General features: G+C 40.2%; 14 protein-coding genes. 2 read left to right on the top strand and 12 right to left on the bottom strand.

Features of this window, described 5'->3' with window-relative positions; genetic code table 11:
- Positions 1-222 precede the first annotated feature (222 nt).
- Positions 223-411, top strand: a complete 189-nt coding sequence (locus tag M2408_RS03265) for a hypothetical protein (protein ID WP_259179218.1) — start codon at positions 223-225, stop codon at positions 409-411.
- Positions 412-492: 81 nt separating this feature from the next.
- Here M2408_RS03265 and M2408_RS03260 read toward each other — a convergent pair whose 3' ends face one another.
- Entirely contained in the window at positions 493-933 is a 441-nt protein-coding gene (locus M2408_RS03260; protein ID WP_259179215.1) for a putative quinol monooxygenase, read from the bottom strand.
- Positions 934-951: 18 nt separating this feature from the next.
- Positions 952-1,518, bottom strand: coding sequence for a sugar O-acetyltransferase (locus M2408_RS03255; protein ID WP_259179213.1), 567 nt, complete (start codon positions 1,516-1,518; stop codon positions 952-954).
- 173 nt (positions 1,519-1,691) lie between these two features.
- On the opposite strand from M2408_RS03255, the gene M2408_RS03250 reads away from it, so the two are divergent.
- The gene (locus M2408_RS03250) at positions 1,692-2,588 is read left to right on the top strand and encodes an AraC family transcriptional regulator (protein ID WP_259179211.1); all 897 of its coding nucleotides are present in this window, start codon (positions 1,692-1,694) and stop codon (positions 2,586-2,588) included.
- Between the two features lie 222 nt (positions 2,589-2,810).
- Here the strand turns inward: M2408_RS03250 and M2408_RS03245 are convergent, their stop codons facing one another.
- The 10 genes from M2408_RS03245 to M2408_RS03200 form a co-directional block, all read right to left on the bottom strand.
- Positions 2,811-3,950: a PepSY domain-containing protein gene (locus M2408_RS03245; protein ID WP_259179208.1), complete on the bottom strand. Its 1,140-nt coding sequence runs from the start codon at positions 3,948-3,950 to the stop codon at positions 2,811-2,813.
- Positions 3,951-3,953: 3 nt separating this feature from the next.
- On the bottom strand, positions 3,954-5,162 hold the full coding sequence (locus M2408_RS03240; protein ID WP_259179206.1) for a DUF4374 domain-containing protein: 1,209 nt from the start codon (positions 5,160-5,162) through the stop codon (positions 3,954-3,956).
- Positions 5,163-5,196: 34 nt separating this feature from the next.
- The gene (locus M2408_RS03235) at positions 5,197-7,554 is read right to left on the bottom strand and encodes a TonB-dependent receptor (protein WP_259179204.1); all 2,358 of its coding nucleotides are present in this window, start codon (positions 7,552-7,554) and stop codon (positions 5,197-5,199) included.
- Between the two features lie 83 nt (positions 7,555-7,637).
- On the bottom strand, positions 7,638-8,324 hold the full coding sequence (locus M2408_RS03230; RefSeq protein ID WP_259179202.1) for a hypothetical protein: 687 nt from the start codon (positions 8,322-8,324) through the stop codon (positions 7,638-7,640).
- A gap of 112 nt (positions 8,325-8,436) precedes the next feature.
- A complete protein-coding gene (locus M2408_RS03225) occupies positions 8,437-9,633 on the bottom strand; it encodes a hypothetical protein (protein WP_259179200.1) in 1,197 nt (398 codons plus the stop codon).
- Positions 9,630-10,181: an RNA polymerase sigma-70 factor gene (locus tag M2408_RS03220; protein ID WP_259179198.1), complete on the bottom strand. Its 552-nt coding sequence runs from the start codon at positions 10,179-10,181 to the stop codon at positions 9,630-9,632. Before M2408_RS03220 ends, M2408_RS03225 begins: the two co-directional genes overlap by 4 nt.
- A 1,335-nt stretch (positions 10,182-11,516) precedes the next feature.
- Positions 11,517-12,152, bottom strand: coding sequence for a peroxiredoxin-like family protein (locus M2408_RS03215; RefSeq protein WP_259179197.1), 636 nt, complete (start codon positions 12,150-12,152; stop codon positions 11,517-11,519).
- A gap of 26 nt (positions 12,153-12,178) precedes the next feature.
- The gene (locus M2408_RS03210; RefSeq protein ID WP_259179195.1) at positions 12,179-13,012 is read right to left on the bottom strand and encodes a helix-turn-helix domain-containing protein; all 834 of its coding nucleotides are present in this window, start codon (positions 13,010-13,012) and stop codon (positions 12,179-12,181) included.
- 112 nt (positions 13,013-13,124) lie between these two features.
- Positions 13,125-14,429 carry a spondin domain-containing protein gene (locus M2408_RS03205; RefSeq protein WP_259179194.1) on the bottom strand — a complete coding sequence of 435 codons (1,305 nt, stop codon included), beginning with the start codon at positions 14,427-14,429 and terminating at the stop codon, positions 13,125-13,127.
- A 141-nt stretch (positions 14,430-14,570) separates the two neighbouring features.
- The gene (locus M2408_RS03200) at positions 14,571-15,596 is read right to left on the bottom strand and encodes a hypothetical protein (RefSeq protein ID WP_259179193.1); all 1,026 of its coding nucleotides are present in this window, start codon (positions 15,594-15,596) and stop codon (positions 14,571-14,573) included.
- Positions 15,597-15,606 lie beyond the last annotated feature (10 nt).

The following is a 15,606-nucleotide window of genomic DNA, read 5'->3' as shown; positions in this document are numbered from 1 at the left end:
TACTAGTAAGGGAAAATAAACTATCAATTCGCACAAAAGTTATACATGAAATAATACTTCTATCGTAGTCTAAGAAGAAATCACAATAATATAACTTAGAGTAAATTACATCGTGATAAAATCAAGTTTTTGATTTTATTGTGTGCTGTGAAAGTATTTGTTCAGCAATTGCATATTTAAAACAAATGGTATCTTAAAAACGTTTGAATTTTGCTAAAAAAGGTGAGTAAAAAATGGAAATGCATCGGATTCAAGGAAAGTGCAAGTTGGCAAATCACATTTATTCCTTCCCAAAAGGATGACAAAACGACAATTTCAATTCGCATTGATCAATTAGAAAATGAAAATCAGGGTGAAGAGGCTAAGAAATATTGGACAAGAAATCATTGGAAATATTCCAGCATTGCTTAACACCAAAAGACCTAATATATTAAAGTCTAGCGGGTAAACATGTCTCTCAACTTCATTTACCCTGTTCGTTATTCATCCGATCTAGTTCTTCAGTTTTCTAAATAGCTGAGTTGCTGTTTCCATATCCAGTGCTTCCATATCCACAAGGTTTAATGATTTGACCATGTGGAGCGTACCTGTTTTATACTTTTGGAAATGTTCGGCTTTCAGATGGGACTGATAGCCTTGCTGATCTTTGTACATTTCTAGTATCCTTATCTGTGTTGGCTTGTCCTTTTGGAACATAGGGAAAATGGCAATAACACCCGCTTCAAGCCTTATGGATGCTTCGGCCTCGATTTTAAGTATTTCCTTGTACTTTTCCAAATGTTCGGGATATATTTCAATTTCTGAAATCCGCACCATTATTTTCGGCTGTTGAGAATGAGCATAGTTACTCATACAGAAAAACATTACCATTGCCAGTGCAGTTTGCAACGACCATCCAAGCCAATTATTATATCGAAAAATATTTTTATCCATATCATTATTTCATTTATCTTAAATTGATTTAATAATTTTTGCAGGTACTCCACCTACTATCGCATTGTCGGGAATATCTTTTGATACTACCGCTCCTGCTGCCACTATTGCATTTTCGCCAATGGTTACACCTGGCAAAATGGTTGCATTCGCTCCAATCCAAGCATTCCTTTTGATATGGACATGCCCAGGAACAAGGGACTGCCTATGCTCTGCTGCTACGGGATGGCCCTCTGAGAGTAAACTGACTTTGGGAGCAATGAGTACATTATCTTCGATTGTGATACCTCCTAAATCCAAGATGGTACAGTCAAAATTTATAAACACGTTTTTACCTATTTTAGTATTTTTACCGTAATTGATATAAAGCGGGGTAAAGATCGTAACGCTCGCATCAATTTCACGGTCCGTTATTTGACTTAACAGTTTTCTAATTTCTATTGGATCGGTGGAGTTGTTCATCTGAAGGAGATGTACTTTTGTGGCGTTAGAAGCCTCGCGCATCTTATAGGCTTGTGGATCATCGGACGAGATGGTTTCTCCATTTCGTAACCGCTGAAAAATGTCGACTATGTTTGATTCCATTTATTTCATAAAATTTAGTAATTACTTCCAAAATGACTATGCAAATTTCGTCTCTTAACCAGATTGATTTTTTATATAGGATACGGATATATTTACCAGTTTTACAGATTCTGCCTGATTATGGAAATATACAGATTCAGGTTTAGTAGATTTGAATTCTAATTTATTGCATTATGGAACAGGTCGAAAGATATGATACGGTTAAGCAATACAATGACAGTATGGGTGTTGACACATTGCATCCCCTGGTCAGTGTCGTCAATTTCAATGAAATACCCACTGTTCAAAATTTTATGCGTTACATGGGCATATATGCCGTATTTTTGAAAAACATTAAATGTGGTGATATGCGGTATGGATGTCAACCATATGACTATGAAGATGGAACACTCGTATTCATATCTCCCGGACAAATTTATGGAATTGATAGTAAAGGTATCGCTATAAAGCCTTCAGGATATGGACTGGTCTTTCACCCAGACCTAATAAAGGGAACCAATCTAGGAAAGAACATTAAAAACTACACCTTCCTTTCTTATGAGGTGAACGAGGCCCTGCATTTATCAAAAAAGGAACGTAATACAATTGTGGACTGTTTTGAAAAAATAGCGGAAGAGATTGATCAAAATATTGACAAACATAGTAAAACGCTTATTGTCTCCAATATTGAACTTTTGCTAAATTACTGCCAGCGATTTTATGACCGTCAATTCATTACAAGAAGTAATGTCAATAGTGATATTTTGGTGCGGTTTGAGAAGTTATTAAACGATTATTTCAAATCAGACAAAGCATTTCTACTAGGGCTTCCATCAGTAACTTATTGTGCAGATGAACTGCATCTTTCTCCTAATTACTTCGGCGATCTTATAAAAAAGGAAACAGGCAATACGGCATTGGATTACATACAATCGAAACTAATTGACGAAGCGAAAGAGCGTATATGTGACCAAACCAAAAGTATCAACGAAATCGCCAGTGAACTCGGCTTTAAATATCAGCAACATTTTACCCGTCTGTTCAAACAAAAAACCGGCATGACACCAATAGCATATAGATCCTCAAATTAGATGTGGGCCCCACAGAAATCGTTACACTTCCCCAACTAGCATTGTATCAAAAACCAGATTGTTTCTTTTGATTACATAAAAAACGGTTGGAGGATTAAGGTCAACGTATTTATAACAAATCTTCATTTTTAAAAAAAAATGAAGATTCAGTTGAGTTTCTGAAAAAACATCCTATACCTAAGGAATATTTCGAAAAATAAAATCGCTCAGAAAAAATAAATCTTAACGTTTTTTTGATTTCTTGCCGAACTTGCGATTATACCAGATAATAAAACCTGTTACAGGCAGCGAGGCACCAATAAGACTGGCAAAGAAAGCGATAATTTTTCCGGGAAAACCCAAGATCCGTCCTACATGGATGTCATAGTTCATCCTCCTGATTTTAAGCCCGGTGCCCGCCTCTTCAAAGCTCTCAGCATAATAGGCCGGACGGGCAATTTCCTCAGCGGTGTAGCGATCGAAACAGAAGTTTTGATTTGCGTAATAACTGTTCAGTTTCGGATAGACATCAATCTCAATAGCAGCCTTCAGATCGAGGCTGTCCGGCATCCTAAAAAAATATCCCGCACTCAAGGGAAATCGTTTTCTGACCTTTCCCATCGCTAGATCAAGTGCCGCCTCCAATTTTAGTGTTTTTAATGCTGTACTATCAGATGCAGGCGCGGACCATTCCGGCATGCTGTTGCCCGTAGTAGCCAGGTAAACGCCATTACTGTACCACTTGATCCCATATATCATCCCTGTGAGGGATAAGAGTAATAAAATGAGCAGCGCGTAAAACCCCAGGACATTATGCAGATCGATGTTGATCCGTTTCCATTTTGCCTCCCACTTGATCTTAAAGCTCTTGTTTCGGGTAGAACGGTTCCATTTCTTAGGATACCACCATATTAGTCCTGTAATGAGTAACACAACAAAGATCAATGTCCCATAATTTACTACTGCCCTACCCAATTTAAACGGTAACCACAGATTTCTGTGTCCAGCCTCTATCCAATAGAAAAAAAGTGTCAGACGGTCTTCAAGGATTCGTTTATAAAGCACTTTGCCAGTGTAGGGATCTAAAAAAACAAGAAGTGGGTCATTCCCCCACTTCCTGATCAATACCTCAACAGCAGAACCGTCTTTATAAAAAACGGTATTAATAGGTTCCCCTGGATAGAGTCTGTGCACGATACCGCTGATGTCAGATGGACTGATGATCGGCTTGTGTTGCTTATCAACTATAATAGGCGGATCTATGAGGTCTCTAATATCATCTGCAAATACCCAAACAGCTCCAGTCAAGCATACCACGAACATAATTATTCCTGAAATAAGACCTAGCCATAAATGCAACCAGTTATTGATTTTCCTGAACATCTATTAATTGAATCTTGAAATCCAGTTTACATTATCTACGCCTTTAATCTCCAGCCCTTTGGTCAAGCTGCCGCTTGCAATATCATAGGTGTAAACAAAATTTCCGCTGGTGGAAGAGGCTACAGCAATATAGGCCTTGCCATTCTCAACCAGTACTGGAGAGGCATGTACGACTTTGCTTAAAGGCAGGTTTAGCTTAGTTTTTGTTTTCGCGACCACGTCTACGAGATAATATTCAAAAACATCCGTTGAAAAATAGTCCTGAAAAGTTTTTAAAAGGTCCGTCCGTCCCAATCTGGTGATCGCTTTGCCGTTACCCAAGTCCCAAAAGCCATAAAACTCGCGGTTGCCGGAACTGATTGCCGAAAGATCGAAAAAGTACGAAGTATCAAAAGTGTTCGCTCCAGCTTTGATCCTGTATACAGCGCTCGGTTTGTTTGGCGTCACACCCCACCTGTCACCAGTGTTTGTCAACATGTAGATATCGCCGTTAAGCAATGCCGTTGAAGGGATGACAGCTGAAAAAGAGCCCGCATAAGCTGAGCGTGTATCTGTTGAGATGCTCAGGTTGGTCATTGCCGGATAATCTACAGAGGCGAGATAGGATACCTCGGTTGACGTCCAGTCCGAATTATAAACAGCATAAGGTAGATATAAGCGGCCATTCCGCAGTATACAACCGCTCAAATAAATCGCTTTATCTCCTGTCGCTAGACCGCTAAGGGAAAGATTACCCGTTTTAGTCACCGTCATATTGGATACATTAACTATACTATAGGTCATTACATTATTGGGAGCCGAAGCAATACCATTCCAAACAATAAGCGTTTCATCGTTGATCCAATAAGAATAAAGTGCTGCACCTGTTACTGCAACCTGTGCGGACGATGTCAGCAGATTGTTCTCATACTTGTATTTGGTCAGGGTTCCATTGGCAATATTATAATAATTGCCTTTTTTGAACAGTCTGGCAGTTCCTGTTACTTCTGAACCTTTTCCTACCGCGGTAACCGATCCGCTTGCCAGCGTCCCTGAACTAAGAAAATAAAGTGCTGAGGGATTGGTAACCTCTCCAACAATAGCATATGCATTACCGTCCTGACTCTCCCCGCCTTCTTCGGGCACCTCTGAACTTTTTGTACATGAGGATATAGAAAGGGTAAGACCTAGTGCGACAAGGAGCAGGTTGCTCAAGGTAGTTTTTGTTTTCATTTTAAGATGGTTTTTATAATAAAGAATGATTGAATTATTTGATAAAATAGCGGAGTTTGACCAGAAATGACCGCCCTGGCTTTTGCAGCCTAAAACTGTCATAAGCTGTTTCATTAAAGATATTTCTCGACTCCAGGGATAGATTGTATCGGCCTTGCTGAAAGGAATAGGTAAGCGTGGCGTTATGGATGGTCTGCGTAGGAATTCGGCTTTTGCCTTCTGTAAATCCGCGACTTGGCCAGTTGAGGTAAAACCAATGGGTATACTGGGTAAACCAGTTGAACTGGAGGCGTGTGTCTTTTCCAAATAGCTCATTCTTCCCTAAACTTAAATCGGCATTTCCAAACAGCCAAGGTTGGTTGGGAATTCTGTCTTCAAAAACGGTTGAGCTTTTGTCCGCATTAAGGGCATTCATATAGCTACCGTTTACCGTAAAGTTCAGCCAGTCCTTATAGCCATATTTAAGTTCTCCATCAAAACCGGTGATATTGACCTTGCCGATATTTATAAAGGATGAATATATGCCCCCCGGTACTGCATTGATAAAATCTTTTGCTCCACGATAGAAACCGGAAGCTTCCGCTGAAAAGTGATGCTCACCGATCTTTCTACCATAATAAATGCCAAGATTGAAATTGTCGCTTTCTTCGGGCTTCAACTGGGGGTTGGCCAGTACCGTTACCCCATCCCCAAAGAGTTCTTCCACATCCGGCAAACGGTAGGCATGCTCAAAGGATGCTTTAATACCGGCCCCGTCTGCCAGTTTAAACCGTGTAGCGATCCCATAACCATAATAGTCCGTACTTTGATCGGCTTCTTCCTTTACATATCCGCTACCGTTATAATAAACAGCGGAACGGATATAGGAATGGATATGATATTGTTTTGCAAAGACGGATGTCGTTAACCGTTCGTCAAATAATCGATTTTGCCAAGATAGTCCAAGAACACCCTTATCAAGTTTATTGGGTATATCCAGCGGGTTATTGTCTTGCCCTGCTCCTTGGTAGGTGTTGATTCCCGTTCTACGGCCAGCAGTGAGTGAGTAGTTCAGGTCAATGGAATTGCCGGTATTAAGCGCATAAGCTACATTCGTCCGGACAACAAAAAATTTATTGGTATATTTAAAAAGTGAGAAAGCACCCTGCTCGGCAAAGTTTTTATCAGTAGAGATTATATTGCCCTCCCAGTTATATTTTGCCGCCGAGGTATCAACGCTTGTGGTCCTGTCTTTGGCATAGGAAGCAAAAACGCTAACATCAAGCCCCTGTAAGAACAGATTTTTTTTCTTATACTTTAGGCTGGGCATAAAAAAATTGCCGCGCGAATGCACTTGGCCGAATACAATATCCTGCTGGGCACCGGTCTGCCTTTCCTTGTATCCGGAAGAATAGAGTGCTCCCAGAAGGAAAATATCTGCCCATTCTTTATTCCTGAAACCCATCTCTACCTGTCCCATTGTGGACCGAAAGGCATCATGGAAGCGCTTGACGTCTTTGATCTCATTTCCTCCCGAAGCCAGTCTCACCGTCATATCCCGCATCAGGTAATTATTGTCTGAATAATTATAAAAACCACTGGCATTAATTGTAAATCCCGTTTTAACATCGGTATAGCGCCCACTTAAAGCTGCCCGGTGGGTATTAAAAGAACCATAACCATAACTGGCATCGAAGTATTTGTCAACATTTTGATTGGTTACGATGTTAACGGCTCCCCCCAGCGCATCTGCGCCAAGCTCAACGGGAACCACGCCTTTATAGACTTCTATGCGCTCGGCAAGATTGACCGGAATATTGTTGAGCGACATCGAATTGCCGAAATTCTCCATTGGGATACCATCAATAAAAAACTTCACTTGTTTTCCGGAGAGGCCATTAATGGAAAAATTGAAATCAGAACCTAGTCCGCCACTTTCCCTCACCCTTACACCGGTACTGCGACTCAATATCTGATTCAAATCGGTAGCGCTGTTGGCTAGTGATTTGGTCTCGATCGCATTTACATTAAAGCCGCTATGGATAAGCTTTGTCTTTTCGGTGATCCCGTTAACATCTACCGTTCCTAAAGATCGGGAGTTTCTCTCCAGCATGATGTCCACTGAACTGGTATCCGTGGGTTTCAATAAAACCTCCTTTTCCTGACTTAGGTAACCTACTGCACTGATCTGTAGTACATAAGACTTAAAGCTGGATAGCTTTAACTCGAAGCTGCCGTTGTCAGCACTAACCGTTCCGAATTTTGTTGATTTGACCAGGACTGAAGCCCCTTGGACAGGCTGGCCGTCCCGCCCTGAGACTTTCCCGCGTATCAATGTCTGGGAAATCTGGGCAATAGATAGAGAATTTACGGAAAATAGAAGTCCCGTCAACAGAAATTTATTAATTTGCATTGATTTTAATTGTCATACTTTAAAATTAACCCGGCATCCGGGATCGGCCGTACTGTTACCAGCAGTGCGGCTATTTTTTTACTTTATATCTGTCTTAACTCATTGTTTATTTTTATAGCAAGGTTTAAGGGTAAATAATCTTCCATATAACGTTGATCCACGACGATGATTTCGGGCGATATACTGCTCATTTTAAGAGCAACATAGCTGATTCCCTTTTTGCAGATAAAATTCTTTTGACTTTTTACCCCATCGGTGCAGGTTGAGGCGAAATCCAGCACGACATCCTCAACGGAACGGTTTTCAATAAACATCACCTCACAAAAGGTAACATTACCTGAAGAGTTGCTGATCTTAGCCTTGATATCCCCTTTTGGCAGCGCAGTCAAAATAAGTCCGTTTACATACTGTGCCTTAGCAAACTGTCCATTGAGGTTATCGATACGTACTAACTGAGGTGAAGCCTTAAAAAAGCCGGAACGGGTGGCGACAACGGCGGAAGCAGCTATCAACAAAAGGCTCGCTGCTACACTCAGCCATAATGGCTTCACCCTAAATTTCTTTAGGGGAGCCTCTTTTGAAACAGTATTTTTCTGAAGCCTATCCCAGAGCAGTAATTCTAGCACTGCTTCCTGCTTGGGGTCGTGGAGGAAGGAAAAATCTTCTTCAGGATCTTCTAACCATGCCTCAACCGCAGCCTGCTGTTCAACCGAACACTCGCCCGAATGATAGCGCTTTAAAAGTTCATCTGTAATTTGAATATACTGCATCTCAAAATAACAGTCGATCTCGTGGACATTTACCCCTACGTGTTATTTAGATTTTTTCCAAATAATTTTAAAAACAGTGTTTAACCGTAATAGAAGCTTATATTTTGTGCATTTATTTTGGAGAGATCAAGAGATAGGATGATTTCGGGGATATTTTCCCCTGAATCAATGCCCCCTTTTTCAGCTTATCGCTGTGCACATCATATAGGTATAGCTGCGCGGAGCCTTCATTGTTGTTTACTATAAAATAGGCCTGCCCCGCAAGATTTCCACCACTTGTTCCCCATACAAAGCTGGGCTGGTACTGATCTTTCAATAGAAGCCGAAGTGTCTGCTGTTTGACATCTGCGAGGTAGTAATCACTCTTCCCTGTACTGGGATAGGCTATAGTAGCAAGCACAACTTTGCCTGGGGCAGCCTGTGCAATACCAAGCAGGTGCATGCCCTTTAATTTTTCAGAAAGGTTGAAAAGATAATCTTTATCAAAATCAGTCTTCCCTTTTCCAATACGATAAAAAGCAGTTGGAGCTATAGGATGGTTGCCATGGTAGAATACAGGTGAGGTCAGTACATAGAGATCATGATCAGGGCCTTTAAAAAAACTGAACATACCGTTCACCCCCGCCCCCGGAAAAGCGGAACGGGTATCCCGAGATACCGATAATGGTTTCATCCCTTCAGGATCGAGTACAGCTAAATAAGCGGTATCGCTACATTGGTCGTAGTCGGCGCCGAAAGAACTGTAGCCTATATACAACTTTTTGTCTCCTAATACCCCAAAATTATCACTCAATGATTGCCCTTTGGCGACTGGCAGTTTAAAGATACCAGTTTTGAGCAATCTCATTGACTGCATATCAATGACGGCATAACGGGAAATATTTTGGTTATTGCGTCCGCTGATGAGCATTCTTCCACTATCCAGATCGGCTGCGTAGGATATATATTCAAAGCCTGCTAATTGAAGTGATGTTGTAGCAGTTAGCCCTTCTATTGTATAAATAAATTTCTGAAGAACACCCATTTTTTTATCCAAACTTAGCGCAAAGCTATCACGTAAGATTACTGCTGAGCCTAGTTTCCCACTGATATCAGCCCCATCACCAACATTGATTACTGCGCCAGAATCCAGGCTATCAAACCATACTGCTTGGTCTTTGTCTCTACTGCCTTTTTCACCGTTGATGATCAAGAGATATTTTCCCCGCTGTTGGTCTTTCGATTTCTCAGATCTGCAAGCAAAGGCAATAAGCGCGATAAAGGATAAAACACAATATTTTGTGTAGCTGTTAAAGCGTTTCAATTTCATTCATTTCTATATTTGTCAAGACCCAGTCGCAGGAATGAGAGTGCCTTTGTAATCTGGTTTTCTACCGTCTTTTCCGAAACTAACAAAGCCGATGCAATCTCCCGGTTATTGAGCCCGTTCTCCCTGCTGAGCTTATAAACTTCTCGGCAACGCTCGGGGAGCTTTTCAACGAGCAGATTTAGTTCGGTAGAAAGTAGGTTATAGGCAACCTGCTTTTCAGTTACCGATTCTGATTCAGTGACATAAAGCAGTGAGGCCTCCATATTTCGTTCCTGCTGGATCCGTTCACGAAAATAACCAGATATTTTGTATTTAATAGCCCTGACCAGGTATTTTTCGATGGAGTCGGAAATGACAAGCTCCTCACGTCGCTCCCATATAGATCGGAAAACGTCATGTACCATATCCTGAGCCAAATCGCTGTCAGCCACTTTTTGATAAGCTAAGTAATAGAGTTTTTTCCAGAATTGCTTGTACACCAATTCGAAACTGTCTTTGTCAATGCAAAGGCCGCCCGATTTGCCAATATCTTGTATCCTGGATAACATGAATGAATAAAGTAGAGGCAGCAAAGTTATAATTATTTATTCTAATTCCAAATAAGGGTCTGTATACGCAATTATCGAATCTATTTAATTTTTCTTTTTGATATTTCCGTGTAGAAAAGGCCTATGATGTGTGATCAAATAAAAAGCGACATACTTTTTTAAAAGCCATTGAACATCGAAATTCATGCCGAATGAAGGGATATCTAGATGTTATTAATTCCTTTTTGTTGGTGAAATATCAGATGCATCAGATTTTAATGTGTTTTCTAAATATTTTAATATATCAAGTTTAAAATTTTCAGACACATATATTTTTAGAATTTCGTAGTCGAAATAGTTATCTATCCCTTTTGAAAAATTGGAAATAAAATCTGGCTTATGAACTACATATGATATTGAAATTCGTTTTTTTATTCTTTGACTTTTTGCATATTAGCCATCGGAAAAGTAAACTATTTAAGCGAGCACAACCTGTTAAATACCAACGAACTATGGGAATGCCTTCTAGCGGCATCGCAACCCTTTACGAAAACCCAAGTGGTTATCATATCACCATCCCGGCAAAAAAACATTTACCTATTGTTATTATCTTTAGTTTGTGGCTGGTCGGTTGAATACTATCCATTATTTCTATTAGCTCGTTGCTCAAAGATTTTTACGATGCCATACATGGAAGTTTGAGCGTCGAGGGTATGTTTATTATGGTTTGGTTTGTCTTTTGGTTAGTAGGTTGCTTATTTGTGATGAAAACGTTAATGTGGTACTTAATTGGACAGGAGATCATAATAATAGATCACGAACAAATAAGTATTGCTAGAAAAATGATATACTTTTCAGACAGAAGATATACGATCTACGGGAAGCAAAGAGATTTCATGTCGAGGAAGAGATTTTGAGTTTGTTTTTTGGGGTTAAAGCAATAGTTTGGGCGTGTTTAGGGACAGGGGCACTATCCGATTTGAATATGGTTTGAAAACCATAAAATTTGCGAATGATATGGATGAAGCGGAAGCAAAACATATCCTGGAAAAACTAAGATCATCCGGATATCTAACGGTCGCTAATTTTGATTAAATAGATATTCGAACAAAATCAATTTAAAAATCTCATCATTAAATTATATGGACTTAAGGGCGCTCCGTCCAGAAGAGTATGGTAAATTAAATTTTCCAACAGGATAGTTATATCGCTATATTCCACATTCATTTTATAAAAAAATAAACCTTGTGGAAAGTATAAATCAATCCCCCAATTTTCGTATTTGTCTATCATAATTCTCCTTAAAGATGTAAAATAGATTTAAATGCCAACTAATCTGTAATTGTTGTGGATATTTCACAGCGAATCGTAAAGTGCGCCTGCTGCTGCTTGAAGTAAATTGGGACTGATCCTTCCCTTAAAGTCAGGCTCAATATATTCAAATCGTATCTCCCCTTTTTTGTTCAAGATAAATACTGACGGAACGGGAAGTAACATATCTGTATTTTTCCCACCACTTGTCTCGGGCAAAAATTTATGGTAGGCTATCGGCGCCTTAAATACTATGCCCATTTTTTTCGCCAAAGACAAATCAGCATCTGATAGCAAAGTATATGTCAAATGCCCTTTGTCAATACTCGATTGAAGATTCTCCGGTTTATCCGTACTGACTGCAATAACCTGATATCCAAATCCAATCAATTCCTTTTCGATCTCCTGTAGGCCTGAAAGCTGCAGGTTGCAATACGGACACCATCCACCTCGATAAAATACTAATATGGTCGGTTTTTGAGAAATTATTTTTCCTATGTCAATAGAGCCTCCCCTGACATCTTTTAATTCCTGCATGGGTATAATCTCTCCGATCAACAACGGACTGATATCTTCTGCTTTTGAAGGATAATACTGTAGACTTTGTCTACTTGGCTGCGCCTGTACGGAATTAATCATAAAAAAAGCTGTCCCAAGCAGGGTAATTATTATTTTTCGCATTGTTTGTTTATATTTTAATGTTGTTACTATCTATCCCTGAAGGCAGAAATCGTATCTCCAGCATGCTGTTTGAAAAAGCGGCTGAAATGCGCCGGACTGATAAACCCCAATTGATAGGCTATTTCCTTGGCTGACCTATCCGTATAATTCAGGTAACGTTTGGCTTCTAACATGATCCTCTTTTGTATAAGGCTTGAAGGAGAAGGGAATTTCAATAAAGAAAAGACATTAGCAAGTGTCTTGGGCGATTTATTGAGCTCCCCCGCGTAAAAACGAACTTCATGTTCGATTTTAAAATTACATTCCAAAAGAAGATTGAATTTTCGTATCAGATCCAATTTTTCATCGGTAAGCAGTGCATTACCAGCGGTCTGTTTTCTGGCTAGACGGGTGACACTGATAATAACCCGCTTGAGCAGCGTACGCAACATCTCGTTTTGCATCCGATCCCTCACCTGCATATCCGTTTCGCAAAACTGTCCTGTCAGCTGTATATCATCAATGTCCTGTTGCGAGAGCCCTATAAACATAGGATTGCTGATACTGTAAAACAGAAAGCCCACACAACCTACCTCCGCATCATGGTCAACAATACAGTAGAATTCCCGATTAAACTGCCAGGCTACCAGTTGTTCAGGATGTTCGAATCTAAAATTTTGGTTGGCCATCAATGGGAGTACAGTGTTCTTTGGAAAGGTATATTGTACCTCATCTATAAATGCCAGCTGATCTTCCTGAAAATTAAATACAATCGAATTTATCGTGCTGTCACGTAAAATTCCTGCATGGGTAAGTATTGACTTATCATTGCCAACCACAAAAGTTCCATTGGTCTTTTCGTTTACATATTCTAATTTCATCCTTTTCCTTTTGAACGTATCCAGTGGTATAAATTTAGTAAAGAATTATCCGGATTAAGCAATAAATGGACAGGCTTATCAATCTGAAAGAAACCCGTCCATTCAGTATATCTTAGTTAAGCGTAACTTTTACAATCTGCGGCAAAGTAGTAAATACATTTGGATTAGGAACCTCTTGAATGGATTTACTTTCCCAAAGGGACATACCTGAAAGATCAATCCGAATATTTGCCCCAGGATATTGGTCCCTTTTCGTCCCATTGTCATACAGAGATACCTCATCCGACACATCGCCCTTTCTTGTGGCATCGATACCATTACCCTTCGTAGCATAAAACCAGTCATTACTCAATCCGTACATGGTGGCGATCGCAATCCTATCCCCTTTTTCGATATCCAATTGCTGCATAACCTTACCTCCATTAGCATTGCCAATCTTTGGAAGAAGAACAGTACTCACTGACTCTTTTAGTACATAAACTTTCTTAACACCGGATTTGGACTGGAGTTTTGCTGCCAGTATGTCGGCATTGCCGGTCTGTGCCAGATCACTTAGCCCCTCCGCTCGGTCCTTCTCTCCTACTTTATAAAAGGGGTTTTCATTACCTTTATAAACAACAACGAGTACTGGAGAAAGTGGCGTAAAAATCCCGGTCATTCCACGAAGGTGTGCAGATATCATAGCATTGTCACCCATCTCGGCAATATTCGTAAGTCCATTTGCTGTGGGTTTACCTTTGGTATAAATCGGCATTTTTTCAAGGATATCTCCCCCTGGAGCATAGGAAACGGTCCACACTCCGGGACTAAAAGGTGTTTCATTAGCTGTACCACCACTCTTATTTTCGATCGTTAGCTTAAATTTAGAATCGCCCTGATAAGAAAGAGTCGCTTTCATCAATTGGGACGCTGGCAGGTACATATTTCCTTGGGCATCGGTTCCGTTTACTTCGGTTATATTGCCAGGACTTGGCTCAGCTGTTCCGGGGTGCACAACGTTTATGCCAGGCGCTTGATTGACCCGCGTTCCATTATCCCACAATTTGATCTGGGCGGATACATCTCCAGTCACAGGAGTTCCGTCTGCTTTATAGAGGGTTATGCCCGGATTTTCAGGCGCGAAGAAAAGGTCATTGCTCCAACCGTACATCGTTGCAAAAGAAAGTGCCTGCCCTGCGCCGGCATAAAACTCTATACTAATGGACTGTCCAGGGAAAATCACTGGAGGTGTCCCAGTTCCCATAAAAGTTCCCGACTCGACGAGTGGCTTCGCATCCAAAACATTTTCTATGGTAATCGTATTGGACTGTACCTGTGGTATCATATCATCGTCGCTGCATGAAGCAAGCATGGCAATACCACATCCAAAGCAAAGAGCGTACGTTGCTGTCTGTCTAATTTTTTTGATTGAGCTCATAATTGTTTTATTTAAGATCTACAACAACAAAATTAGCTTCAACAATAGATTCGGGAAATATCGTCATTTCCCGAAGGCTTGTCCAGACTTCCCGAATTATAGCTACTTTATGTCTATGACGAATGCACAGAACCTAGATCCCTAAACCCGATTCAATTTGTAAGGAAAGACTTTACCAGATGCCCATTGAGCAACATATAAATTTTCATCATCATCCACACATACATCGTGAGGATGAGCGAATATTTTATCTTGCTGTTGGATAAGCTGAAGTTTGCCATCTTTATAAATAGGTTCGGTTCCTCCAATATTACTAATTACTTTATTTTTCTTGTTCAGGATCGTTACGAAACCGGAATTCTCGACATTCATATTCGGAGAACGCAAAACAGCTGCATAAAGATTATCTCCTTTTATTACGGGTCTACAAACTCCTGCACCAGGTAAACTTATGATCTCGATTAGCTTACCCGTCGTATCAAACCGCTTAAAGCAATTTCTGGCCCTATCTGTGACTAAAAGCGATTTCTTGCCATTTCGTTGGTCAAAACAAATTCCGTGTGCATTATCCAAAAAGGAATCACCTTCACCTCTACCTCCAAAATGATTTTTTAATTTACCATTACTATCATAGTGTAAAATATGCTGGGCGCCATATCCGTCGGCAATAAAGATATCTCCGTTATTGTCAATTGCAGTTTCTGTTGGTATAAATTCTTCTTTTTTACTATATAAGCCAATGCCCAACGGCGCATCTATGGTCAAAAGTATCTTACCGTTAAGGTCAACCTTGTAAACCTGGTGTCTCTCATTGTCTGTAATATATAGAAATTCCGTCCCGTTTTCGTCATGAATGGTCAGGCCATGGCCACCTGGAAATTCATGGCCCCAGCTTTCAAGGACCCGGCCGTCCTTATTAAAAATAATGATATTATTTTTGGTTTCATTGGTCAATAATAACAACCGCCCTTTTTTATCTTGCACCATTTCATGACAGTCTTTTACGGTCAGATTGGGTGAATGTTTTGTTGCCCAGCTTTTATCCAAGGTATATTTCATGTTATTGTGGCCATACCGCATTTCTTTGGGTCTTGCAAAAAGATCTTTCATGATGATAAGCCCCCCTGCCAGCAAACTGGATCTCTGGATAAATGTTTTTCTATTCATGTTTAAATGA

The organism is Sphingobacterium sp. BIGb0165 (assembly GCF_024810095.1).
Lineage (GTDB): Bacteria > Bacteroidota > Bacteroidia > Sphingobacteriales > Sphingobacteriaceae > Sphingobacterium > Sphingobacterium detergens.
Note: the sequence above shows the minus strand (reverse complement) of the source record. Positions and strands in the feature narration are given on the sequence as shown.